The organism is Saccharopolyspora soli, assembly GCF_022678645.1.
Classification (GTDB): Bacteria; Actinomycetota; Actinomycetes; order Mycobacteriales; family Pseudonocardiaceae; genus Saccharopolyspora; species Saccharopolyspora soli.
On record NZ_JALBWV010000085.1, the window covers coordinates 1 to 24,154 of the forward strand.

The 24,154-nt window shown below is 68.9% G+C and carries 20 protein-coding genes and 1 pseudogene; 2 read left to right on the top strand and 19 right to left on the bottom strand.

Going from position 1 to position 24,154, the window contains the following annotated elements; genetic code table 11:
* Positions 1-109 precede the first annotated feature (109 nt).
* Both MOQ72_RS38895 and MOQ72_RS38900 read right to left on the bottom strand, forming a co-directional pair.
* Positions 110-1,540, bottom strand: coding sequence for a hypothetical protein (locus MOQ72_RS38895; protein WP_242190981.1), 1,431 nt, complete (start codon positions 1,538-1,540; stop codon positions 110-112).
* A 27-nt stretch (positions 1,541-1,567) separates the two neighbouring features.
* On the bottom strand, positions 1,568-3,256 hold the full coding sequence (locus MOQ72_RS38900; protein WP_242190982.1) for an AfsR/SARP family transcriptional regulator: 1,689 nt from the start codon (positions 3,254-3,256) through the stop codon (positions 1,568-1,570).
* Positions 3,257-3,535: 279 nt separating this feature from the next.
* Between MOQ72_RS38900 and MOQ72_RS38905 the strand changes: the two genes are divergently transcribed.
* Complete coding sequence (locus MOQ72_RS38905) at positions 3,536-4,261, top strand: DedA family protein (RefSeq protein ID WP_242190983.1); 726 nt, start codon at positions 3,536-3,538, stop codon at positions 4,259-4,261.
* Positions 4,262-4,495: 234 nt separating this feature from the next.
* On the opposite strand, the gene MOQ72_RS38910 is transcribed toward MOQ72_RS38905, so the two are convergent.
* The 13 genes from MOQ72_RS38910 to MOQ72_RS38970 all read right to left on the bottom strand — a co-directional run bounded on the left by MOQ72_RS38910 (position 4,496) and on the right by MOQ72_RS38970 (position 19,865).
* Positions 4,496-7,048 (bottom strand): ATP-dependent Clp protease ATP-binding subunit, encoded by a 2,553-nt coding sequence (locus tag MOQ72_RS38910; RefSeq protein ID WP_242190984.1) that lies wholly within the window; start codon positions 7,046-7,048, stop codon positions 4,496-4,498.
* A gap of 245 nt (positions 7,049-7,293) precedes the next feature.
* Entirely contained in the window at positions 7,294-8,154 is an 861-nt protein-coding gene (locus MOQ72_RS38915; protein WP_242190985.1) for an ABC transporter ATP-binding protein, read from the bottom strand.
* Positions 8,151-9,233 (bottom strand): FecCD family ABC transporter permease, encoded by a 1,083-nt coding sequence (locus tag MOQ72_RS38920; protein ID WP_242190986.1) that lies wholly within the window; start codon positions 9,231-9,233, stop codon positions 8,151-8,153. The genes MOQ72_RS38915 and MOQ72_RS38920 overlap by 4 nt, the downstream gene beginning before the upstream one ends.
* A complete protein-coding gene (locus tag MOQ72_RS38925) occupies positions 9,230-10,306 on the bottom strand; it encodes a FecCD family ABC transporter permease (RefSeq protein WP_242190987.1) in 1,077 nt (358 codons plus the stop codon). Before MOQ72_RS38925 ends, MOQ72_RS38920 begins: the two co-directional genes overlap by 4 nt.
* A gap of 614 nt (positions 10,307-10,920) precedes the next feature.
* Positions 10,921-11,277 (bottom strand): histone-like nucleoid-structuring protein Lsr2, encoded by a 357-nt coding sequence (locus MOQ72_RS38930; RefSeq protein ID WP_242190988.1) that lies wholly within the window; start codon positions 11,275-11,277, stop codon positions 10,921-10,923.
* A 185-nt stretch (positions 11,278-11,462) separates the two neighbouring features.
* Positions 11,463-12,917 (bottom strand): lysine--tRNA ligase, encoded by a 1,455-nt coding sequence (gene lysS, locus MOQ72_RS38935; protein WP_242191000.1) that lies wholly within the window; start codon positions 12,915-12,917, stop codon positions 11,463-11,465.
* Positions 12,918-13,373: 456 nt separating this feature from the next.
* Positions 13,374-14,177: a type III pantothenate kinase gene (locus MOQ72_RS38940; protein ID WP_242190989.1), complete on the bottom strand. Its 804-nt coding sequence runs from the start codon at positions 14,175-14,177 to the stop codon at positions 13,374-13,376.
* 122 nt (positions 14,178-14,299) lie between these two features.
* A complete protein-coding gene (gene panD / locus MOQ72_RS38945; protein WP_242190990.1) occupies positions 14,300-14,776 on the bottom strand; it encodes an aspartate 1-decarboxylase in 477 nt (158 codons plus the stop codon).
* Between the two features lie 94 nt (positions 14,777-14,870).
* On the bottom strand, positions 14,871-15,770 hold the full coding sequence (gene panC, locus MOQ72_RS38950) for a pantoate--beta-alanine ligase (RefSeq protein ID WP_242190991.1): 900 nt from the start codon (positions 15,768-15,770) through the stop codon (positions 14,871-14,873).
* 136 nt (positions 15,771-15,906) lie between these two features.
* A complete protein-coding gene (locus tag MOQ72_RS38955) occupies positions 15,907-16,806 on the bottom strand; it encodes a Rossmann-like and DUF2520 domain-containing protein (protein ID WP_242191001.1) in 900 nt (299 codons plus the stop codon).
* 154 nt (positions 16,807-16,960) lie between these two features.
* Positions 16,961-18,250 (bottom strand): PrsW family intramembrane metalloprotease, encoded by a 1,290-nt coding sequence (locus tag MOQ72_RS38960; RefSeq protein WP_242190992.1) that lies wholly within the window; start codon positions 18,248-18,250, stop codon positions 16,961-16,963.
* Positions 18,251-18,300: 50 nt separating this feature from the next.
* Positions 18,301-19,197 carry a DUF6779 domain-containing protein gene (locus tag MOQ72_RS38965; protein ID WP_242190993.1) on the bottom strand — a complete coding sequence of 299 codons (897 nt, stop codon included), beginning with the start codon at positions 19,195-19,197 and terminating at the stop codon, positions 18,301-18,303.
* A 179-nt stretch (positions 19,198-19,376) separates the two neighbouring features.
* Positions 19,377-19,865: a DUF3180 domain-containing protein gene (locus MOQ72_RS38970; protein ID WP_308198051.1), complete on the bottom strand. Its 489-nt coding sequence runs from the start codon at positions 19,863-19,865 to the stop codon at positions 19,377-19,379.
* Positions 19,866-19,956: 91 nt separating this feature from the next.
* Here MOQ72_RS38970 and MOQ72_RS38975 point away from each other — a divergent pair, with 91 nt between their 5' ends.
* Positions 19,957-20,898, top strand: a complete 942-nt coding sequence (locus tag MOQ72_RS38975; protein ID WP_242191003.1) for a MerR family transcriptional regulator — start codon at positions 19,957-19,959, stop codon at positions 20,896-20,898.
* Positions 20,899-21,048: 150 nt separating this feature from the next.
* Here MOQ72_RS38975 and folK read toward each other — a convergent pair whose 3' ends face one another.
* The 4 genes and pseudogenes from folK to folE all read right to left on the bottom strand — a co-directional run.
* Positions 21,049-21,543 carry a 2-amino-4-hydroxy-6-hydroxymethyldihydropteridine diphosphokinase gene (gene folK, locus MOQ72_RS38980; protein WP_242190994.1) on the bottom strand — a complete coding sequence of 165 codons (495 nt, stop codon included), beginning with the start codon at positions 21,541-21,543 and terminating at the stop codon, positions 21,049-21,051.
* Positions 21,544-21,685: 142 nt separating this feature from the next.
* Positions 21,686-22,075 carry a dihydroneopterin aldolase gene (folB, locus tag MOQ72_RS38985; protein ID WP_242190995.1) on the bottom strand — a complete coding sequence of 130 codons (390 nt, stop codon included), beginning with the start codon at positions 22,073-22,075 and terminating at the stop codon, positions 21,686-21,688.
* The gene (gene folP, locus MOQ72_RS38990; protein ID WP_242190996.1) at positions 22,068-22,916 is read right to left on the bottom strand and encodes a dihydropteroate synthase; all 849 of its coding nucleotides are present in this window, start codon (positions 22,914-22,916) and stop codon (positions 22,068-22,070) included. The genes folB and folP overlap by 8 nt, the downstream gene beginning before the upstream one ends.
* A pseudogene (gene folE, locus MOQ72_RS38995) lies at positions 22,916-23,257 on the bottom strand (GTP cyclohydrolase I); the annotation flags it as partial. The gene folP and the pseudogene folE, both read right to left, overlap by 1 nt.
* Positions 23,258-24,154 lie beyond the last annotated feature (897 nt).

Sequence of the window (24,154 nt, forward strand, 5' to 3'; positions counted from 1 at the left end):
CCCCCCCCCCCCCCCCCCCCCCCCCCCCCCCCCCCCCCCCCCCCCCCCCCCCCCCCCCCCCCCCCCCCCCCCCCCGGGCCGCACGTGCCACGCTCCGGCACCGGCGCGGCTACGCCGCTCCGAGCGCGTCGCGCAGCTCCGCCAAGGCGTCGTCGCGCGGCTGCGCCGGCGCGCTGTCGCGCTCCGCTCGGTGCTCCCCGTCGAGCTCGCGCAGCAGCGCTCGCACCTCCGGGTCGCCTTCGTCGAGCAGCCCGCGCAGCGCGATGGCAAGCCCGAGCAGGCGTGCCGCCCGCTCGGGCTTGCCGCCGACGAACTCCGCTCGGGCCGCTTGCTCGGCGAGCGTCGCGTTCATCGGCATGTCCCGGATGTCCAGGCCCGCGACGAGGGCTTCGGCGAGCTTCGCCTTCGCCTCGTCGAGCCGGTTCTCGTCGATGCACAGCCGCGCCTCGCAGGTCAGCTCCAGTTGTCGGAACGGCTGCGGGGCCACCGTCGTCTCTCCCAACGCGGTTCGCGCCTTGGCCAGGTATTCGCGGGCCGCCGCTCGATCACCGGAGATCCGGGCTGCTTCGGCAAGTCCGCTCAGCGTCCCGATCCGGTGGTAGGAAACCGCGTTTCGGCCGATTTGCTCGGCGTGCCGCAGATCGGACCACGCGGCTGCGACGTCCCCGGCGCGCAGCCGCTCCATGCCGATTCGCACCAGCACCGGCACCAGGTCATCGGTGGACCGCAGTTCGCGCAGCGTCGCGGCGGATTCCTGGAGCGCTTCGATGGCGCCCTCGTGGTCGCCGCGCCGCGACCGGTACTCGGCGATGCTGGTGATGGCGCTGGCGGTGCCCCACCGGTCACCGATCTGCTGGAACTCGGCCAGCGCGGCCAACATGTCCTTCTCGCCGTCCACGGGATTCCCGGTGTGCTCGGTGCCGAAGGCCCGGCAGAACAACCCCGCGCTGCGCACCCACGGATGTGGATGCCGCAGCGACCGCTCGACGCAATCGTCCATTTCGGACAGTTCGCCGGTGAGCAACCAGCCGACCGGCTCCATGATCGCCGCGTACAGGTACCGGGACTGCGCGTCGGTGTCGCGGACCACCGTGACTGCCGACTGGAGCCGCTGGAACCAGTCCGGGGTGTTGCTGGTGATCACCCGCATCAGGTCGATGATCGCCCGACTCGCCGGTGGCGCGGCGCCCGGCAGCGCCGCCACCGCGTCCAACCGGCTGTTCAATTCGCCGTGCTGCGCGGCCATCGACCAGTACCAGCACAGCGCCGCACCCAGCCGAATCGCGCGGTCCGCGTCGCCGGACTCGGTCGCCCAGTGCAGGGCCGCGATGATGTTGTCGTGGTCGGCATCCAACCGGTCCAGCCACTCGATCTGGTCCGCGGCGTGCAGGTTCGGCGCGGCTGTCTCGGCGAACTCGACGAAGTGCGCCGCATGGGAGGTGCGCAGGACGTCCCGCTCTCCGGCCGCGTCGAGTTGCTCGGCGCAGAACGCGCGCACCGTCTCCAACATCCGATACCGCATGCCCAGCTCCGAATCCACGGCCTCCACCAAGGATTTCTCCACCAGCTAGATGAGCACGTAGAACACCTCGGCGGCGGGCAGCCCGGCGTCCGCGCACACCGCGGAGACCGCGTCGGCCGAGGCGTTCCCGGCGAACACCGACAGGCGCCCGGCCAGCACCTGCTCCGGAGGGGTCAGCAGATCCCAACTCCACTCCACCACCGCGCGCAGCGTCCGGTGCCGCGGCATCGCGGCGCGGTTGCCGTTGGTGAGCAAGCGGAATCGGTCGTCGAGGCGATCGGCGATCTGCCGGACGCTCATCGCCCGCAGCCGTGCCGCCGCCAACTCGATCGCCAACGGCATGCCGTCCAGCCCTCGGCAGATCGCCACGACATCACCGGTGTTGCGCTCGTCGAGCACGAAATCGGGCCGGGCAGCGGCTGCCCGATCGGCGAAGAGCCGCACCGCGGCGGTCTCCGGCGCCGGATCGTCGGCCTGCGGCAACGCCAAGGGCCCAACCGGCAGCAACTTCTCCCCGGTCAACGCCAACGGCTCCCGGCTGGTAGCCAGCACCCGCAGCTGCGGAGACCGGCTCATCACCTCTTGCGCGAACTCGGCGGCGGCGTTGATCACGTGTTCGCAGTTGTCCAGCACCAGCAACGTCGGCTCGGCCGAGCACACGTCCGCCACCCGGCTCAACGCATGGGTTTTCGGCGCTTCCAACAACCGCGTCTCGCGGACCCCGAGCGCGGTGAGCACCGCCGACGTCACGTCGTGCGCATCGCGCACCGGCGCGAGCTCCACGAACCACACCCGCTGATCCGAAACCCCGGCGGCCGCCTCGATCGCCAGCCGCGTCTTGCCAGCACCACCAGGGCCGAACAGCGTCACCAGCCGCGAATTCACCAGCTCCGACCGAACCAGCTCGATCTCGCGTTCCCGGCCGACGAAACTGCTCAACCGCGTCGGCAGCACCGGCTGGCTCGGCTCCCGGCGGGATTCCGGGCGCGGCGCCAGCGCCGGATCACCGCGCAGCATCGCCACGTGCAGATCCTTGAGCTCCTGCGACGGCTCCACGGCTAGCTCGTCGTCCAAGCGGCGGCGCAGCGTCTCGTAAACCGCGAACGCATCAGCCTGCCTGCCACAGGCGTAGAGCGCCCGGACCCGCAACGCCGCGAGCCGCTCGCGCAGCGGGTAGCGCGCGCAGAGACCTTCGAGCTCAGGCACGAGATCGACATGACGACCAGCCTGCAGATCCGCGTCCATCCGGTCCGCGAGCGCGACGAGACGAAGTTCCTCCAGCCGCGCGGCCTGCGCTTCGACGAACGGCGCGTCGACGAAGTCGACGAGAGCGCCACCCCGCCACAGCGCCAGCGCCTCGCGGAGCGTGCCCGCGGCAGCGTCGACGTGGCCAGCGCGCAGCAGGCGGCGGCCATCGGCCGCGAGCCAGGCGAAGCGGATGGCGTCGACGTCGTCGGGAGCGACCTGGAGGGCATAGCCCGACTGGTCGGAGCGCAGCTCCAGCGACCCGGCGAGCGCGCGGCGCGCGCGAGACACCAGGGACTGGAGCGCGTTCAGCGCGCCGGAGGGTTGGGCGGAGCCCCAGAGGTCCGCGATGAGGACCTCGGCGGCGACGGTGCGGCCAGCGTCGAGCGCGAGCCGCGCGAGGAGCGTGCGCACCCGGAGGCCGCCGACCTCGACCGCGCGGCCATCGGGTGCGCTCAGCCGGAAGGGCCCCAACATCGCCACGCGCACCCGACCAGCTTCGCAGAAACCCCAGACCCGGCACCTGCCATTAAGCAGGACCGGCACCCGCCGTCGCCCGGCTGTGCCGCGCAGTCGAAGACGTGCCCCGCGCAGAACCCTCCGGCGAGGTGGCGCAGATCACCTCCCCGGCGGCGGAAGTGCGGCTGCGGACTGGAATCATGGAAGAAACGGACATACTGCCGATCAGTCGTCCCGCCGACGTGGCTCGGGTGCTCAGGTGCTCGTCGAGGCCGCCGGTGCAGGGCGCGCAATCCCGGAGCCGCTCGCATGGATCTGACGCCGTTGGCCGCCACCTCCGCCGAACCGACCGGCTTCACCGCCTGGGTGATCGCGGTGATGGAAGCGCTCGGCGGTCCGGGAGCCGGGCTGATCATCGCGCTGGAGAACGTGTTCCCGCCGATCCCCAGCGAGGTGATCCTGCCGCTGGCCGGGTTCACCGCCAGCCAGGGCGGCATGTCGCTGATCGGCGCGATCCTGTGGACCACGCTCGGCTCGCTGGTCGGCGCCCTGGCGCTGTATGGCATCGGCGCGAAGCTGGGCCGCGACCGGACACGCGCCATCGCCGCGAAGCTCCCGCTGGTCAAGGTCTCCGACATCGACAAGACCGAGGCGTGGTTCGCCAAGCACGGCGTCAAGGCGGTGTTCTTCGGCCGGATGATCCCACTGTTCCGGAGCTTCATCTCGATCCCGGCTGGGGTCGAACGCATGCGCCTGACCGCGTTCGTCCTGTTCACCACGCTCGGCAGCCTGATCTGGAACACGGTCTTCGTGCTCGCCGGTTATCTCCTCGGCGAGCACTGGTACCTGGTCGAGGAATACGGCGGCCTGCTCTCCCGAGCGGTCCTGATCACAGCGATCCTGACCATCGCGGCGTTCGTGGTACTCCGCATCCGAAACAACCGCCGCGAACGCGAGTCGGCGGAAGCCCCCACGGTCCAGTTCGCCCGAATCCACTCCGAAGCCCCAACCGAAGAGATCCGCCGAATCCGCTGACCCGACCGGGGATGGTGCGCAATTTTGCGAGAAATTGCGCACCCTCAACGCGCACCGGCAGAACCGATCGACCGGAGGAAGAAAGCCCACGCGCCCGCCGCGGCTTCGCCGCGCTCAGCGGCGCGGTCGACGCCGCCAACCAGGACCTGATCACCCGATCGAAAAAATCATCTGGGTGGGGACGGCAGAAGGCCCCGCGCCCGGGGTGGGTGCGGGGCCTTCTGGGTGGTTCCGTCAGGCGGATTCGGAGTCCGAGCGGTCCGACTTGTCGTCGGTGCCAGCCGAGACCGCCACCGGCGGGGTGTCCGGGACCAGCGACGGCTTGGACTCGCCTCGGAAGGTGAAGTGCGCCTTGTCGTCGGCTCCTTCGCCGTCCCAGCCGTCCACGTCCACGATCACGATCTGACCCGGCTGGACCTCGCCGAACAGGATCTTCTCGGACAGCTTGTCCTCGATCTCCCGCTGGATGGTCCGGCGCAGCGGCCGCGCGCCCAGCACCGGGTCGAACCCGCGCTTGGCCAGCAGCTTCTTCGCCTTGTCGGTCAGCTCCAGAGCCATGTCCTTGCTCTTGAGCGCCTTCTCCACCCGACCGGACAGCAGATCGACCATCTGGATGATCTCCTGCTCGGTGAGCTGGTGGAAGACGATCACGTCGTCGATGCGGTTGAGGAACTCCGGCCGGAAGTGCTTCTTCATCTCCTCGTTGACCTTGTTCTTCATCCGCTCGTAGTTCGAGTCAGCGCCCGAACCGGAGGAGAAGCCCAGGCCCACGGCCTTGGAGATGTCCTGCGTGCCGAGGTTCGAGGTGAAGATCAGCACCGTGTTCTTGAAGTCCACCGTGCGGCCCTGGCCGTCGGTCAGGCGGCCGTCCTCCAACACCTGCAGCAGCGTGTTGTAGATCTCCTGGTGGGCCTTCTCGATCTCGTCGAAGAGCACCACGGAGAACGGCTTGCGGCGGACCTTCTCGGTGAGCTGACCGCCCTCCTCGTAGCCGACGTAGCCCGGAGGGGCACCGAACAGCCGCGAGGCGGTGTAGCGGTCGTGGAACTCGCCCATGTCGATCTGCACCAGCGCGTCGTCGTCGCCGAAGAGGAACTCCGCCAGCGCCTTGGACAGCTCGGTCTTACCCACGCCGGACGGACCGGCGAAGATGAACGAACCGGACGGGCGCTTCGGGTCCTTCAGCCCGGCGCGAGTGCGGCGGATCGCCTGGGACACGGCCTTGACCGCGTCGTCCTGGCCGATGATCCGCTTGTGCAGCTCGTCCTCCATTCGCAGCAGCCGGGTGGTCTCCTCCTCGGTGAGCTTGAAGACCGGGATGCCGGTCCAGTTCGCCAGCACCTCGGCGATCTGCTCGTCGTCCACCTCGGCGACCACGTCCAGGTCACCGGCCTTCCACTGCTTCTCCCGCTCCTCCTTCTGGCCGAGGAGCTGCTTCTCCTCGTCCCGCAGGCGGGCGGCCCGCTCGAAGTCCTGCGCGTCGATCGCGGACTCCTTCTCCCGGCGCACGTCGGCGATCTTCTCGTCGAACTCGCGCAGGTCCGGCGGCGCGGTCATGCGGCGGATGCGCATCCGGGCACCGGCCTCGTCGATCAGGTCGATCGCCTTGTCCGGCAGGAAGCGGTCGTTGATGTAGCGGTCGGCCAGGCTGGCCGCGGCGACCAGCGCGGAGTCGGTGATGGACACCCGGTGGTGGGCCTCGTAGCGGTCCCGCAGACCCTTCAGGATCTCGACCGTGTGCTGCAACGACGGCTCGCCGACCTGGATCGGCTGGAAGCGGCGCTCCAGAGCCGGGTCCTTCTCGACGTACTTGCGGTACTCCTCCAGCGTCGTGGCGCCGATGGTCTGCAGCTCACCGCGCGCCAGCATCGGCTTGAGGATGCTCGCCGCGTCGATCGCGCCCTCGGCGGCACCGGCACCGACCAGCGTGTGGATCTCGTCGATGAACAGGATGATGTCGCCGCGGGTCTTGATCTCCTTGAGCACCTTCTTCAGGCGCTCTTCGAAGTCACCGCGGTACCGGGAACCGGCGACCAGCGAACCCAGGTCCAGGGTGTAGAGCTGCTTGTCCTTCAGCGTCTCGGGCACCTCGCCCTTGACGACCTTCTGGGCCAGCCCCTCCACGACCGCCGTCTTGCCGACGCCAGCCTCACCGATGAGCACCGGGTTGTTCTTGGTGCGCCGCGAGAGGACCTGCATGATCCGCTCGATTTCCTTCTCCCGGCCGATCACCGGGTCGAGCTTGCCCTCGCGGGCGCTCTGCGTGAGGTTGCGGCCGAACTGGTCCAGCACCAGCGACGACGACGGGGTGCCCTCGCCGCGGCCACCGGCCTCCGCGGGCTCCTTGCCCTGGTAGCCCGACAGCAGCTGGAGAACCTGCTGGCGCACCCGGTTGAGGTCCGCACCGAGCTTGACGAGCACCTGCGCGGCGACGCCTTCGCCCTCGCGGATCAGCCCGAGCAGGATGTGCTCGGTGCCGATGTAGTTGTGGCCGAGCTGCAGCGCTTCGCGCAGCGACAGCTCCAGCACCTTCTTGGCCCGTGGGGTGAACGGGATGTGTCCGCTGGGGGCCTGCTGCCCCTGGCCGATGATCTCCTCGACCTGTTGGCGCACGCCCTCAAGCGCGATACCCAGCGACTCCAACGCCTTGGCGGCGACACCCTCACCCTCGTGGATCAAACCCAGGAGAATGTGCTCGGTGCCGATGTAGTTGTGGTTGAGCATCCTGGCTTCTTCTTGGGCCAGGACGACCACCCGCCTCGCGCGGTCGGTGAACCTCTCGAACATTCGCACTCCCTGACTGCTGCGCCGGCGGTCTCGTTCCGGGACACGGCTCCTGCATCGCCGATGCCCACGACGGGTTCAGCACTCTTGGGGACCACTGTAGTAGCCCCGCCCGGTCGCGGTCCGTGCCCGCTACGGCCTACTGCCCACATTCTTGTCCGGCTCTCTGACCAACGGTCCGCTGGCCTGCGGGATTCCGGATCCGGGCCGATCGGATGGACCTGTCCGCTGAGCGCGAACAGGTCCGGCTAGTCGGACTGATCGACATCCGCGCCACGACGTCCGCCGATCGGTACCACCATCGGGGTACCCGCCACCGGATCAGCAATCACCCGGGCGTTCAACTCGAACACCTCGGCCAGCAATTCCTCGGTGAGCACCTCGCCCGGCTCGCCCTCGGCGACGATGGCGCCATCGCGCATCGCCACCAGCCGGTCGGCGTAGCGGGCGGCCAGGTTGAGGTCGTGCAGCACCATCACGACGGTACGACCGCTCTCGTCGTGCAAGCGACCCACCAGCTCCAGCACGTCCACTTGATGGGACAGGTCCAGGTAGGTGGTCGGTTCGTCGAGCAGCAGCAGGTCGGTGCCCTGGGCCAGCGCCATGGACAGCCAGGCGCGCTGCCGCTGGCCGCCGGAGAGCTCGTCCAGGGTTCGGTCGGCGAGGTCGGAGATGCCGGTCATGGCCAGCGCTTCGGCCACCGCCGCCTCGTCGTCCGAGGACCACTGGCGGTACCAGGACTGGTGCGGGTGCCGACCGCGCGCGACCAGGTCGGCGACGGTCAGGCCCTCCGGCGCCACCGGCGCTTGCGGGAGCACCCCCAGCACCTTGGCGACTTCCTTGGTCGACATCTTGTGGATCCGCTTGCCGTCCAGCAGCACGCTGCCGCGCTGCGGTTGCAGCAGTCGTCCCAACGCGCGCAGCAGTGTCGATTTGCCGCAGCCGTTCGGTCCGATCACCGCGGTGATCGTGCCGTGCACGACGTCGAAGTCCAGGCCGTCGACGACGACCCGGTCGCCGTAGGCCAGTTGCAGGTCGCGGGCGTGCAGCCGCTGGCGACCCTCGGTCGGCGTCCCGACCTGGTCGCTGGACGTGGCGGATGCGGTCATGCGCGGACCTCCCGGTACCGACGGACGAGCAGGTAGATCAGGTACGGGGCGCCGAGGACCGCGGTGACGATGCCGACCGGGAGCTCCAGGGGGCTGAAGGCGATCCGGGAGATCACGTCCGATCCGACTACCAGCGCGGCGCCGAGGACCACCGAGGTCAGCAGCGGTGGCCGCGAGGTGCGCGCCACCCGCAACGCGATCTGCGGAGTGGCCAGCGCCACGAACTGGATCGGACCGGCCGCCGCGGTCGCGATCGACGCCAGCACGACCGAGGCGAGCAGCAGCGTGCCACGCGCCAGGTCCATCCGGACGCCCAGCCCGCGAACCGTGTCGTCGTCGAACTGCAGCGCCCCGAGCACGTGCGTGCCGACCAGGGTCAGCGGGACCAGCACGACCAGGGCGATCGCCACCGGCACCACGTGTTCCCAGCCGCGCGCGTTGAGGCTGCCGGTCAGCCACACCAGGGCCCGGCCCGCGTCGTTGACGTCGCCGACGGTCAGCAGCCAGTAGGTCGCATTGCCCGCCAATGCGCTCACCCCGACGCCCACCAGCACCAACCGGTAGGAATCCACGCCGCGGCGGTAGGACAGCGCATAGACCGCGCCACCGGTGAGCAGCCCGCCCGCGAGCGCTACCAATGGCAGACCGACGTTCGCCATCGCGCCGACGATGCTGCCGCCGGTACCACCGAGCACGATCACCGCGGTCGCGGCCGTACCCGCCCCCCAGGTGATGCCGAGCATGTCCGGGCTGGCCAGCGGGTTCCGCGCGAGCGCCTGCATGATCGCGCCTGAAAGGCCGAGCGCGGCACCGACCAGCAGGCCGGTCAGCGACCTCGGCAGCCGCAACTCCAAGATGATGATCTGCTGCGCCCGGTCGCCACCGCCGAACAGCGTGCTGAGCACTTCCACCGGGCTGATCTGGTACTCGCCGAGCCCCACGTTGAGCACGAAGACCGCCAGCAGCACCACCAAGCCGCCAAGCAGCGCCAAGATCGGACGCCAGCGCAGCACCCCGGAGAACGGGCCGAGCCGGACCGGCCGCCGCCCGGCGATCTCGTCGTGGAGGAGCTGGGTCACAACCGCACCATCTTCCTGCGGCGCACGAGGGCGATGAAGAACGGGGCGCCGACCATCGCCAGCATCACCCCGACCTGCACCTCGGACGGCCGCGCCACGACCCGGCCGAGCACGTCGGCGAGCAGCACCAGCGACCCACCCATCAGCCCGGCGAAGGGCAGCAGCCAGCGGTAGTCGGCGCCGGTGAAGAACCGGGCCACGTGCGGCACGATCAGCCCGACGAACCCGATCGGCCCGCAGATCGCCACCGACCCGCCGACCAGGATCGCGATCCCGGCGATGCCCGCCCGGCGGGCCCACGCCACGCGGTGGCCGAGCGAGCGGGCGACGTCCTCGCCCAGCGACAGCGCGTTCAGGCTGGACGCATTGGCCAGCGCCAGCACGACGCCCACCACCAGGAACGGCAGCACCTGCGGGATCACCGAGGCGTCGTTGATGGCGATCGAGCCGACCTTCCAGAACCGGTAGGTGTCCATGGTCTGCTGGTCGGTGAGCACCAGTGCCGAGGTGACCGCCTGCAGCAGGTGGCTGATCGCGGTCCCGGCCAGCGCCAGGGTCACCGGGGTCGGGCCGCCGCGGCCGAGGGAGCCGATCGCGAACACCGCCACCGCGCCCAGCAGCGCACCGGCGAAGCCGAACCAGATGAAGCCGAGCAGCGTGGTGACGCCGAAGGTGTAGACGGCCAGCACCACGGCCAACGCCGCGCCCTGGGTGATGCCGAGGATGCCGGGGTCGGCGATCGGGTTGCGGGTGTGGCCCTGCATCAGCGCTCCCGCCAGGCCCAGCGCCACGCCCGCGAGGACGCCGACCACGGTGCGCGGCACCCGCAGCTCGCGGATGATCAGGTCGTTCTCGGTGCCGGTAGGCGCGAACAACCCGTTCCACACGTCGTGCAGCGGGATCGTCTTGGCGCCGATCACCACGCTGAGCAGGCAGCTGACCACGAGCACGACGAGCAGGACCGCGATGCCGGTGAGCCGACGGCGTCGGCGTTCTCGCAAGCGAGCGGGAGCAGTCGAGGGAGTACCGGGCCCGGATGCGCGGGGGCTGTCGACGGCCACGCTGCGACTCACGTCCCACTCCCTCTGCCACTCATCCGGACCGCACTTAGGTTAGGCCCGCCTAAGCCTAGACGAACAGGGCGGGCGGGAATGTCCGTTGTCACATAGCTGCGACGGGCCCGGACGCGGAGCGGGAAAAGGGAACCCGGGCGCTAATCGGACAACCATCCGGGCTTGATCAATCGTGGTTTTGATTGGTGAAGTCCCGACCTCCGAACGCGCACCGTGATCTCCGGCAGGCGGCGGCAGGCCACTCGGCGTCCGGGATTCCGCTGGCCGATCTACCCAAACCAACCCGCGTGCACTCTTAACCGATAAGGACACGCGCGGATTGAGCACGACTACAAGTGACCGTCGGGCAAGCGACGTCAGCCGCTTTCTCCGCTCTCGCAGCTCGCACCGCCGCGGGTTTCAGAGATTTTCTCGCGAAGCCAGCCCCGACGTGGCGCAATGGGCATACCCGATGTCGGGGATCCCGGAGCCGAGAAGACCGCGGCAACTCCCGCAGTGGCACCGCCGCGCAAGCCAACCCGCGGCACCCCAAGTGGTGAATAGAGTTATCCGAACGCAACGAAGGGCGTTTGCGCGGCCGAACAGCCTCGCAAACGCCCTGCTGGCATCCGACTTCAGTTCGCCTGGTGGTACTGCTCGACGATGTCGGCGGGGATACGACCCCGGTCCGACACCTTCAGGCCGCGCTTGCGGGCCCATTCCCGAATGGCCTGGTTCTGCTCACGATCGGCACTCGTGGAACCACCGCCGGCACGCGCCGCCGCGGCACCTGGCCGCGGACCTGGCTTCTTTCGGCCGCCAGCCCGACGCGCGTTCGAGACGTAGTTCGCCAGTGCGTCCCGCAGCTCGCCCGCATTGTCGGCGGAAAGGTCGATCTGGTACGAGACACCGTCCAATCCGAACTCAACGGTTTCGTCGGCCTGTCCGCCATCCAGATCGTCGACAAGCGTGACAGTGACCTTCTGCGCCATCTTCGAAGTCCTCCCCGGAGCAAAAATTGTGCAATAGCGGGACAGCGACCATCCGCCGGGAGCTGAACTCCCTTGCGAGTACGCCAATAGCCGTCACCGACACATTCTGAGGTCAGGTTAGCGCAGTAACTGCGATAATGCACTCACCTCGGCCGGAAAATTCACTAGCGCTCACCCTGATCGGGTCATTCCGGGCGGACCAGCGGGAACAGGATCGTCTCCCGGATACCGAGGCCGGTCAACGCCATCAACAACCGGTCGATACCCATTCCGACCCCACCGCTGGGTGGCATTCCGTACTCAAGCGCACGGAGAAAGTCCTCGTCGACCGGCATCGCCTCGTCGTCCCCGGCGGCCGCGAGTGCGGCCTGTTCCTCCAGCCGGGCACGTTCCACGACCGGGTCGACGAGTTCGGAGTATCCGGTGGCCAGCTCGAACCCGCGAACGTACAGATCCCATTTTTCCGCCAAGCCCGGCGTGGTGCGGTGCTGCCGGGTCAACGGCGAGGTCTCCACCGGGAAGTCGAGGACGAAGGTCGGCGCCGACAAATGATCCCCGACCAGGTGCTCCCACAGCTCCTCGACGAGCTTTCCGTGGCCGTGCGCCGGATCGGTCTGCAATCCGTAGGAGTCCGCGTGCTTGCGCAGGGTCTCCACCGAAGTTTCCGGTGTGATCTCCGAATCCAGCGCTTCCGACAAGGAGTCGTACATTGTGATCGACGCCCACTCGCCGGACAAGTCGTACTCGGTTCCGTCGAACCAGGTGACCACCTGCGAACCGGCGATCGTCTCGGCCGCCTCCTGGATCACCGACCTGGTCAGCTCGGCCACGTCGCGGTAATCGGCATACGCCTGGTAGAACTCCAACATCGCGAACTCCGGCGAGTGGGAAGAATCACTGCCCTCGTTGCGGAAGTTCCGGTTGATCTCGAATACCTTCTCGATCCCGCCGACCACGCATCGCTTCAGATACAACTCCGGTGCGATCCGCAGGAACAGGTCGATGTCGAAGGCGTTGGAATGCGTCGTGAAGGGACGTGCGGCGGCACCGCCCTGGAGCGTCTGCAACATCGGGGTTTCCACCTCGATGAAACCGCGCCGCTCGAACGAATCCCGCAGCGACCGCTGCACCGCGGCTCGCGTCCGAACGGTGTCCGCGGCTTGCTTTCGCACGATCAGGTCGACATAGCGCTGCCGGACGCGCGTTTCCTCACCGAGTTCCTTGTGCATCACCGGCAGCGGGCGCAGCGCCTTCGACGCCATCCGCCATTCGTCGGCCATCACCGACAGTTCGCCGCGCCGCGAGGTGATCACCTCGCCGTGCACGAAGACGTGGTCGCCGAGGTCGACGTCGCTCTTCCAGGCCGTCAGCGCGTCCTCGCCGATCTGCTTGAGGCTGAGCATCGCCTGCAATTCGGCGCCATCACCGGCGCGCAGCGTCGCGAAGCAGAGCTTCCCGGTGTTGCGCAAGAACATCACGCGACCGGCCACACCGACGTGCTCGCCGGTGGCGGTGTCCGGCGCCAAGTCCTGGTGGGCGGCGCGCACCTGGGCGAGGCTGTGCGTGATCGGCAGCATCACCGGGTAGGGATCGGCTCCGGAGGCGAGCAGGCGCTCCCGCTTCTCCAGCCGAACCCGCATCTGTTCCGGCAGGTCATCGACGCCGTCAGCGCTGGTTGCCGGGAGGTTGGGACGGTCCTGGTCAGTCACGGCCCCCAAGCGTACGTTTCACCCTCCCGTCGGTTTCGCCCAGGCACTGTTATTTCAAAAAGATCTCGGGTCGTTTTGCGTGGCGGTGCCAGCAGCGGAACCTCAGACGCCTTCTCGACTCCGGGATCCCCGACTTACGTATGAACCAATACGCGGCGTCGGGACTGTCCTCGCGAGAAGACGTCTGAGAACCCGCGGCGGTGCGAGTGTCGTAGGTGGGCTAAGGCGCCTTCGGCGCTTGCGGCGGCCCAGGTACGTGCCTGAGTCGTTCGTCGCGGTGGCGGTTCACCGCTGGAAGCGGCTGCGCCGCTTGCCTGACGGGACTCGGTTCTCGTGCTGCAATCCGCACTGGCTCTGAGGGGGCTTCACGTCGCTTGTCGGCTGGGGTCAGCCGAAGTTGCGGTCGAAGACCAGGCGGAGGCCGAGGAGGGTTAGGTCCGGAACGTGGTGCTCGATCGTGGCCGACTCGGTCACGACCAGCGGGGCCAGGCCGCCGGTGGCCAGCACCGTGGTGGGGCCGCCGTGGGTGGCCTCCAGTTCCTTGGCGATGCGCCGGACCAGGCCGTCGACCTGCCCCGCGAAGCCGAACAGGATGCCGGACTGCAGGCATTCCACGGTGTTCTTGCCGATCACCGAACGCGGCCGGATCAGCTCGACCTTGCGCAGCTGCGCGGCTCGGGCGGCCAGCGCGTCCAGCGAGATCTCGATGCCGGGGGCGAACGCGCCGCCCAGGAACTCGCCCTTGGCCGAGATGACGTCGATGTTCGTGGACGTGCCGAAGTCGACCACGATGCAGTTGGTGGCGTGCAGGTGGTGCGCCGCGAGCGTGTTGATCACCCGGTCCGCGCCGACCTCTTTCGGGTTGTCCACCAGCAGCGGCACCCCGGTGCGAACGCCGGGTTCGACCACCACTCGCGGCACGTCGCTCCAGTACCGGCCCAGCATGACGCGCAGTTCGCGCAGCAGCGCGGGCACCGTGGACAGCGCCGCGATGCCGGTGATCTGGTCCGAGTAGTCACCGAGCAGCCCGCGCATCGTCAGCGCCATTTCGTCGGCGGTCATCCGCGGCTCGGTGCGCATCCGCCAGTCCCGGATCAGCGTCGTGGCGACGTCGATGTCCGCGACCTCCCGGCCGTTGGCGTACAGGCCGAGCACGATGTTGGTGTTTCCGACGTCGATGGCCAGCAGCACCGTCGTTCGTCCCTTCGAGTTCCGGAGATGGGAAGCGCGGCGCGCTCGACCGGCCAGCGGTGTCCGCCGGTCGAGCACTCACCACGCGCGCAACTCCCGCTAGGCGTGGCCACCCGCACCGATCAGTGCTCTGGCTGTTGCAGCAGCGCGTCGAGCTTCGCGGCGTCGTCCGTCTCGGCCGTCGGATCGGCGAGCACGGCCGAGCTCGTCAGTCCGGAACCCTCCGGGGCGCTGCCCGGATCCGCGCCGCGCGCCACGACCCGGTTGTCCGCGTCGACGAAGATCACCTTCGGCCGCACCGAGCGCGCCTCCAGCTCGTCCATCACGCCGTAGGACAGCAGGATCACGATGTCGCCCGGCTGGACGAGGTGCGCGGCGGCGCCGTTGATGCCGATCACCCCGGAGCCGCGCTCCCCGGTGATCACGTAGGTCTCCAGCCGCGCGCCGTTGGTGACGTCCACGATCGCGACCTGCTCGCCTTCCAGCAGGTCCGCCGCGTCCATCAGGTCGGCGTCCACGGTCACCGAACCCACGTAGTGCAGGTCGGCATGGGTCACCGTGGCACGGTGGATCTTGGACTTCAGCATGGTGCGGAACATCGCAGACCTCCTACTGCTGACACCGCGTGCTGCTTGCCGACGTATCTTGCGGGACGCCCGATCGGCTGCGGCGAGCGCCCGCGACTTCGGCCCGTCATGCCTGCTCCGACACACCGGGACTGCCCAACAGGACCAGCGCGTTGTCGATCAACCGGGTCGCACCGACCTTCGCCGCCACCAGCAGCCGGGCCTCGCCCTCAGCGGGGGCCGGGCCCAGCTCGGTGTCGCGCAGCTCCAAGTAGTCGACCTTCACCGAAGGTTCGGTGGCCAGCACTTCACCGGCGGCTTTGAGCACGGCTTCGGCACCGCCCGTCCCGGCGTGCGCGCCAGCGGTCAGCGACGCCGACAGCGCCAACGCCGCGCTGTGCTGCTCCTCGGTCAGGTAGGCGTTGCGGGAGGACAGCGCCAGGCCCTCCGGCTCCCGGACGGTGGGGATGCCCTGGATCCGGGCGTCCAGGTTCAGATCCCGCACCATCCGCCGGATCAGCACCAGCTGCTGGTAGTCCTTCTCCCCGAAGAACGCCAGGTCCGGTCGCACGATGTTGAGCAGCTTCAGCACCACGGTGAGCATGCCGTCGAAATGACCGGGCCGGGTGGCGCCCTCCAACTGCTCGCCCAGCGGTCCGGAATGGACGGTGATCTGCGGATCGGTGCCGTACATCGCCTCGACCGACGGTGCGAAGACCAGCTCCACCCCGGCGTCCTCGCAGGCGGCCAGGTCCGCTTCGAAGGAACGCGGGTAGCGGTCGAAGTCCTCGTTCGGCCCGAACTGCAACGGGTTCACGAAGATCGACACGACCGTCACGCTGTTGATGTCCCGCCGGGCGCGGCGGATCAGCTCCAGGTGGCCGCGGTGCAGCGCACCCATCGTCGGGACCAGGTGGATCTTGCGACCGGTGGCCCGCAGCGCGCGGGTGACCCTGGCGAGCTCGGCGGGCTCGCGGTGCACGGTCAACCCGCCCCGCGTGAAACCGGGGCTTCCGGATGGGCTCATGCCTAGTCCGCCTCTCCGCGATTCACAGTGGTGGTTGCGTCCCGGCCAATCTCCTGTTTCGTGGCTTCTTGTGGCTGGTTTGCGTCACGGTCCCCTGAGGTGCGGTTGGGGAGGACTGCGGTTGACACGGGGTTGCTCATGACGGCTCCTCGTCCAGCACTTCGTGGACCGCCTCGGCGCCGTCCGCGCGCAGGATGCCCGCCCGCTCGGCCCGCTGCGCGGTCCGCCTCGCCAGCTCGCGGTAGCTCGGCACCGCGTCCGGATTCGCCTCGCCCAGCGCCGCGAGGTGCGCTCGCACGGTTCCGGCGTCGCCGCGCATCACCGGGCCGGTGATCGCCCGGTCGCCAAAGCGCAGCGCGTTGTCCAGCGAGGCGGACAGGATCGGCGCCATGACCCGGTCCGCGACATCGACACCCGCGTCGCGCAACAGCTCGGCGCACTCGTTGACCAGCGTGATCAGGTGGTTGGCGCCGTGCGTGAGCGCGGCGTGGTACAGGTGGCGGGACTCCTCCGGAACGCGCACCGGCTCCATCCCGAGCTCCAGCGCCAGCGCCTCGGCGACATGCCAACCAGCTTCGTCCACAGTGGACGCCGTGACGGCCATGCAGGCGGTGGCGAGGCGTTCGACGTCTTCCGCGCGGCCGGTGAAGGTCATGGCCGGGTGCAGCGCCAGCGGCAGCACACCGATGTCGGCGGCCGGGCTGAGGACATCCACCCCGCGGGCGCCGCAGGTGTGCGCCAGGATCTGCCCGGCGCGCAGCGATTCGGTGGCGACCAGGCCGCGGACGAGTCCGGGGATCGTGTCGTCCGGGACGGCCAACAACACCAGGTCGGCCTGCAATGCGACCTCATCGGGTGGTAGTACGGCTACACCGGGAAGCAGTTCTTCGGCTCGGCGCAACGATGCCGTGGACACCGCGGAAACCGCGACGACCTGGTGTCCCGCGCGCTGCAACGCCGCGCCCAGCACGGCACCGACCCGACCGGCCGAGATGACGCCGACCCGCAGTCGTGGGCCGGTGCGACCAGCAGGCATCACCACGTCGTCCTCCCCTACCGTTCCAGTCCCAACTTCCGGGTACCAGACAGCAGCGCGAGAGTAGCCCGCCGATCCACCGATGTGCCGCTCAGGTGGCGAGAACCACGCAATCCGGGGCCGCTTGCGGAGCCGGTCGTCGGGCTGATCCGGGTCAGTCGCGGGAGCGTTGGACCGGGCCTCGGGGGTTCGGCGGTCGCCTGGAATTCGACGGGCGCTTGAGGTTGCGCTGGGTCAGCTCGTCGAGCTTGATGCGGGCCGTTTGGATCGCCTGCTGGGTGCCCGCCGCCGAGCGCCGGGCGTGCTTGAGGTCCGCGATCAGCCTCTCGCGGCGGGCCCGGCGGGCCGCGCTGGTCGTGTGCCCCTGGTCGGCCCTATGCTGCAGGAACGCCAGCTCGGTGACCGCGATCTGGTAGTCCCGCACCGCTTTCGCCGCCTCGTGCCCGGCGCTGCGCCGCACCTTGCGCAGCCAGCCGCGCCGACCGGCGAGCGTGGCCAGCATCTCCATCTCGCTGCGCACGATCAGCCCGGCCCGCTCCAACACCGGCAGTTGCCGGATGACGATTCGCTGCTCCCGCTTGCGCTGCCACGCCACCAGCCAACCGGTGCCGAAGAAGATCGGCACCATGATCAGGAAGTAGACGTTCAGGAACTCCGCACCGCCGAGCAGCGTGGCCGCGTTCCACACCGCGTGCAGCACGACCGCGGCAAAGTACCCGACCAGCGGGTACAACAGCCGCAACTTCTTGTCGTCGGTGCGCGAGGCCAGCCCGATGCCGATGCCGAACATCGAGCTGAACAGCGGGTGCGAGAACGGCGCGAGAACGCCGCGCAGGATGAACACCGCCACGACGCCACCGCCGACGCCACCGAGCCCACCAGCGGCGAATGCCTTGCCGAAGTACAGGATGTTCTCGGTGAAGGCGAACCCGGCCGCAGTCAGCGCCGCGTACACGATGCCGTCGACCAGCCCGTTGAACTCCGACCGCCGCCGGAACCACAGCGCGACCACGAACAGCGCCTTCGCCGCCTCCTCCACCAGCGGACCCATCACGGCCGTGACGAAGAACCGGTGATCGGTCGGGCCGAACAGGACGTTGCCGAGCTCGGTCATCGCATCGTTGAGCAGCAGCGAACAGGCGGTCGCCCCACCGACGCCCCAGAGGAACGCGCCGAGCAGCAACATCGGCGGTTCCGGCTCCCAGCGGTCGATCCAGACGATCGCGATGAACACCACCGCCACCGGCAACAACGCGGCCGCCGCCCCGACGAGCGCGGGCATCAACCCGACTTTCGAGGTGGTGACACCGGCCATCACCAACCCGCAGAAACCGAGCACGATCAGTCCGGCGACCGGCCATCCGACGGCTTTGTACTTGCGGGTCTGGAACCTGCGCGCGCCGGAGATATCGGCGGCGGGCTCCCCAAGATCATGCCTCGACACGGACAAAACCCTAGAGAACGGCTTCGACCGGTGCCCGGATAGTCACCTTCTCAGGCGCGTCGGCGGCGACGGCGCTGCGTGTCGGAGGCGTTCCCGTAGGCCGCGAGCAGGTCGTTCACCGAAGTGCCCTCGGCATGCGCACCGGCCGGATCGGCCTTGGCCGCAGGCGGCGGAGCGGCCGGTTCGGGCTTGGGCTTGGGCGGCATCGGCGGTTCCGGGACGCGGCGCGGTGGCTCCGGTCGTTCGTAATACGCCTTCTCCGGTCGCCGGACCGCGGCGGACTGGCGGGGCGGGTGCGCCTGCATCGGCTGCGGCTTGGGCCGCGCGCGCGGCGGCTTCGGCCGACGGTCCTCGTGCGGCTGGTCCCCGGAAAGCCGGGCGATGAGCTCCGTGTTGGGCTGTGCGGCAGGCGGCGGCGCGGCGGGGAGTTCACGCCCCGGCGGATGCGGGACGATCTGGCCTTCGGCCCTGCCGCGCTCGGCCAGCGACCGGACGCGGGTGGATTCGGCGCGCAGCGCGACCCGCTCGAACAGCAGATCACCGCCGACCACCTGCTCCAGGCTCTCCCGCAGTCGGCGCAGCTCCGCCTGCAGCGCCTTCAGCTCGGCGTCGGACTCCTCAGCGGCCTGCCGCCGCGCCTCAGCCGCCGCCTCCAGCTCGAACTCGCGGCGGGCGGCGATCTCCCGCTCCAATTCGAGTTCGTAGACGCGCTGCCGCTGCACGGCGAGATCTTCGCCCTCGATGACCCGGTGCCGCAGCCGGGCGACCGCGAAAGCGCCGATCAACGCCGACCACAACGCGGCGACCAACCCGAGCCGGAGTAACCGCGCATCATCGCTGAGCACCAGAACCGCCGTAGCGGCCGCGGCGAGCACCAGCGCGCCGACCCACAGGGCGGTCGATCGCCCGGTGCGGGACTCGGTCTCGGTACTGCCGCCGTCGGACATGGCCCCACGGTACCCGGCGTTTATCAGTTCGAGACCTCAAGGGAAGAGACCGGACTCCACTTTGGTCGGCCTGGCGCAGCGCGCGTGCAGCCGAACGGCCGACACGTCGAGCCACTTCCGCTACGTGATCCGCACCGCCGGTGAGCCGGAAAGCGGTCCTGGGCCTCGAATCCGGCGGATCATTCCTCGTCTCCGTAGGGTTCTTCCGGCTCGTCGGGGTTGCGCAGCGAGTTCTCCAGCCAGAGACCGGCGGCGATCAAGGCGGCCGCGCTGATCAACCCGACCACCGCGGCGCCGGTGTCCGACCGGGCCGCATCGACCGTGCCGAACAACGGCAGCAGGTATGCGATCAGGCCCACCCACACCCCGCACATGATCGCGCCTGCCAGCGACGACGCCTTGGCCAGCGCCACCGCACGCGCGGCGGTCAACCCGTCAACCGGTTCGGTTCCCGGCTTGCGCTTGATCCGCGGCCGCATGTTCAACGCCAGCGCCACGTCCACGAGCGCGATCAACAGCAGCGTCGCCCCGGCCAGCAGCGGCAGTGGCGGCAGCTCGCCGTACATCAGCCTGGTGAGCAGGAAGACCACGACAGCCGCCACCAAACCGGCGGTGATCAGCTGACCGGGCTTGGTGAAGGTCATGCGTTCTGCGTGTCGCGGTGCCACGGTTCCAGGATGGCACCTCACCCCACCGCCACCGCCCGCGGGCGAAAATCTCCTTGAGTCTCCACCGACTGGAGGGTCGAAGGTGAACCCCGTGGACGACACCGTGCGCTACACGATCGGCGAGCTGGCCCGGCGGACCGGGCTGAGCGTGAAGACGATCAGGTTCTACTCCGACAGCGGAGTGGTGCCGCCCACCGACCGCACCGCAGCCGGATATCGGCGCTACGACGTGACCGCTGTCAGCCGCCTGGAACTGGTGCGCACCCTGCGGGAACTGGGTGCTGGGCTGGACGAGGTGCAGCGGGTGCTCGCCCGCGAGACCACGGTCTCGCAGTTGGCGAGCACGCACCTGGGTCTGCTCGAGGAGCAGATGCGCCTGTTGCAGACCCGGCGGGCAGTGCTGCGCGCGGTCGTGAAACTCAACCGTTCGACCGAGGAGGTGCGGCTCATGCACAAACTGGCGCAGATGTCCGACGAGGAACGCAACCGGCTGATCGACGAGTTCTGGGACGAGGTCAGCGCGAACCTCAACGTGACGCCCGGATTCACCGAATGGTTGCGCTCGGCCAAACCGAACCTGCCGGAGGACCCGACCGTCGAGCAGGTCGAGGCATGGATCGAGCTCGCCGAACTGGTCCGGGACCCCGACTTCCGGCGGGCCACCCGGGCGCTCTACCAGCAGCACTCGGACCGCCGGGACGCGGGCGAGCCGATGGTCGGTCCGGAGGACGCCGAGAAGTGGTGGGCGGTGACCGATGCGGCGCGCATCGCATCCGAGGCGGACACCCCACCCGAGGGCGCCGAGGGCCGCGCGCTGGCCGACCGGCTGATCGCGTTGGCGACCGCGGAGTGGGGGAAGGAGGACACGCCGGAGTTCCGGCGGTGGCTCGCCGAGCAGTACGACGAGGAGCACGACGAGCGCATGTCCCGGTACTGGGAACTCCTGGCAACCATCAACAACTGGCCCAAGCACCCCACCACTGCGGCGTCCACGAAGTGGCTCGCCGCAGCTCTCCGCGCCTCGACCCAATAGCCGCGCGGAGCAGCTCCGCACCCGACGGGGACGGAGTGAAGGGCACCCTTGACCGGCTTACTCGGTCGAAGGTGCCCTTCACCCATCGCCCGAATGGGGTCGTGAGTGCGCAACCGTGCTGGAGCCCGGTTACGCACTCACGAGGTGTCCTCAGTGGAGGGTCAGGTCGGGGCGGAGGTGGACGTCGGCGATCTCGTCGGCAGGTAGCGCGTCCAGGAGGTCCGCGACGCGGCCGTGGCCGGGGAGTTCGGCGTTCGGGTCGATCGCCAGCCACGGGATCAGCACGGTCGCCCGGCTCGGCGTACCGGGGTGCGGCAGGAGCAGGTCGGGGTGGTCGCTGCGGACATCGTCCACGGCGACCACGTCGACGTCCAAAGTCCTTGGCCCCCAACGTTTTTCACGGCGACGTTCGGCCATGCGCTCCAACTCCTGGCCGCGCCGCAGCCAGCCCCACTCGTCGAGCTCCGGGGACTCCACGATGAGCACCGCGTTGAGGAAGTCCGGCTGGTCGGTGACGCCCCACGGCGCCGTCTCGTACACCGGGGACGCCGCGACCAGCACGTCGGAGAACCCTTCGACGGCGAGCCGGAGGTACCCCAACCGGTCCCCGAGATTCGACCCGAGCGAGAGCACCGCCCTGCTCATCACACCCTCCCGATGCTGCGCTGCCCGCCAGTTCTGCCGGAAAACCTGCCGTGTGCGCCGATGCGCCGATTTCGCGAGAAACCGCCAATACCACTTGGCACGGATTTCCAGCCTCGCGCCGGGCTTGCGGGCCGAGCACCGCTCACGCCGGGACGACGTTGCCGCGACCGCCGCGACGTGAGCGGCGGATCGTCACCGCCACATCCGCGAAGGTCAACGGGATCGGTGCGTTCGGCTTGTGGATGGTGACCTCGGCAGCGTGCACCCGCGCGTCGGTCATGATGTCGTCGGCGATCTCGGCCGCCACGGTCTCGATCAGATCCCGCGAGGGCCCCGCGACGATCGCGGCGGCCCGCTCAGCCAGTTCGCCGTAGTGCAGCGTCTGCTTCAGGTCGTCGTTGGCGGCGGCCTCGCCGAGGTCGATCCACACCGTGATGTCGACGAGGAAGTCCTGCCCGTCGCGCTTCTCGTGGTCGAAGACGCCGTGGTTGCCGCGAATCCGCAGGCCCGTCAACGTGATCCGGTCAGCCACCGCGCTGCCCTCCGCTGAGCCAGGCGGCGGTCACCGCGACCGCGTCCAACGACTGCCGCACGTCGTGCACCCGCACGCCCCAGGCGCCGCGCTCCGCGGCCAGCGCCGACACCGCGGCGGTCGCCGTCTCCCGTCCGGCGGGCGGTCGCGGCTTGCCCTCGGCATCGGCCAACAACCGGCCGAGGAACCGCTTGCGCGAAGCCCCGACCAGCACCGGGAACCCCAGCTCCACGAAGCTGTCCAGCCGCCGCAACAACTGCCAGTCGTGCGTACCGCTCTTGGCGAACCCGAGTCCCGGATCCAGCAGGATGGCGTCCGCAGCCACCCCAGCGGTGATCGCGACATCGACCTGCCGCAGCAGTTCCTCGCGCACCTCGGCGACGACGTCCTGGTACACCGCGAGGCTGGTCATGTCCTTGCTGTGCCCGCGCCAGTGCATCAACACCCACGGCAGGCCGGTCTCCGCCGCCACGTGCACCATGTCCGGATCGGCCAGCCCACCGGAAACGTCGTTGATCACCGCCGCGCCGACCTCAGCGGTCGCGGCCGCGACCTTGGCCCGCGTGGTGTCCACGCTCACCGGAACTCCAGCCGCCACCAGCTCGCGCACCACCGGCAGCACCCGCTCGATCTCGGTAGCGGGGTCGACCCGCTCCGAACCCGGCCGGGTCGACTCGCCGCCGACGTCGATGATGTCCGCGCCCAGCCGGTGCATCTCGACACCGTGCGCCACCGCCGCCGCGCGGTCCAGGTAGCGCCCGCCATCGGAGAACGAATCCGGCGTCACGTTGAGCACGCCCATCACCGCGCAGCGCGGCGGGTGCGGCAGCCGGGGGTGCATCAGCGCCCCCTGATCAGCGACAACGCCTCGGATCGCGACGACGCGGAGGTGCGGAAGATGCCGCGAACCGCCGATGTGGTGGTAGTCGAACCGGCCTTGCGCACCCCGCGCATCCCCATGCAGAGGTGCTCGGCATCGATCACCACGATCACGCCGCGCGGCTCCAACCGCCGAACCAGGGCATCGGCGATCTGCGAAGTCAACCGTTCCTGCACCTGCGGACGCTTGGCGTAGAGGTCAACCAACCTGGCCAATTTCGACAGTCCAGTCACTCGCCCCTGAGCGTTGGGAATATATCCAACGTGAGCAAATCCATGGAATGGTAAAAGATGATGTTCACAATTGTGGGTTAGATGTCCATTAATTAGAAATGTCGGATACGGATCACATTTATAGCTATAAACCGTGAAGGGTTTCGCCCCAGACGCTTTCAACGAACGAACCGATTCGACTTTAACCCACTGCGACTCGGCAAGATCGGTACGGTGCGATTCCTGTGCGAATCCGTGGCGAAGAATCCAGTCGTCCGAAACGTACAACTTCGAAGTCTGCGTCTGGCTTGGAGTGAACCTCGCGGAGATCACCTGCGCGATGTCATCGAGGAACGTCACGTTGCGGCCCGTGATCACCCGGAAGCGCCCCCTGTTCACTCGGCACCCGTCGCCGTCCACACAGCCATCGAGGAAGCCCCTGAACGTGATCTCGTTCGACATCACCACGCGAGGGAACTTCTGGCGCTGGTGATTAGCGTCGTCGCCGACGTACTGACGGATAAGATCGGCCAGGTACGACGAGACGACCCGCACCCTGTGCCCTGGAACCGGACGATTCAAATACCCTGACGGGCGCTCAACGTCCTCGACATTCGCAACAACACCAAATGCGTGCTCCAGAGAATACGCGAATTGCTTCGCGAAGTCGCGATCGTTCACCACCAATGACACGTATCGGTCGCCGACGGTGCCGTCCGAGCACAAAGCGCCCAACGCATAACCGAAGTCGTAACCGATCCGCGGCTGCCAGCGCTGGCGGCACAGTCTCCTCGGCGGAGTCCACTCGATGTAAGTACCCGCCACGTCCTTGGCTTCCTGCCATCCCTGCGGCGTTGCCAGTGGATGGTCAGCAGTGACCTGGAATCGGCCCTTCTCCGTGACGACCTCGACGAGCTCGCGCTCCTTGCGGGAACTGACCTCGACGACCTCGGTCTGCTCGACCTTGCCGTCGACGAGGGTCCAGAA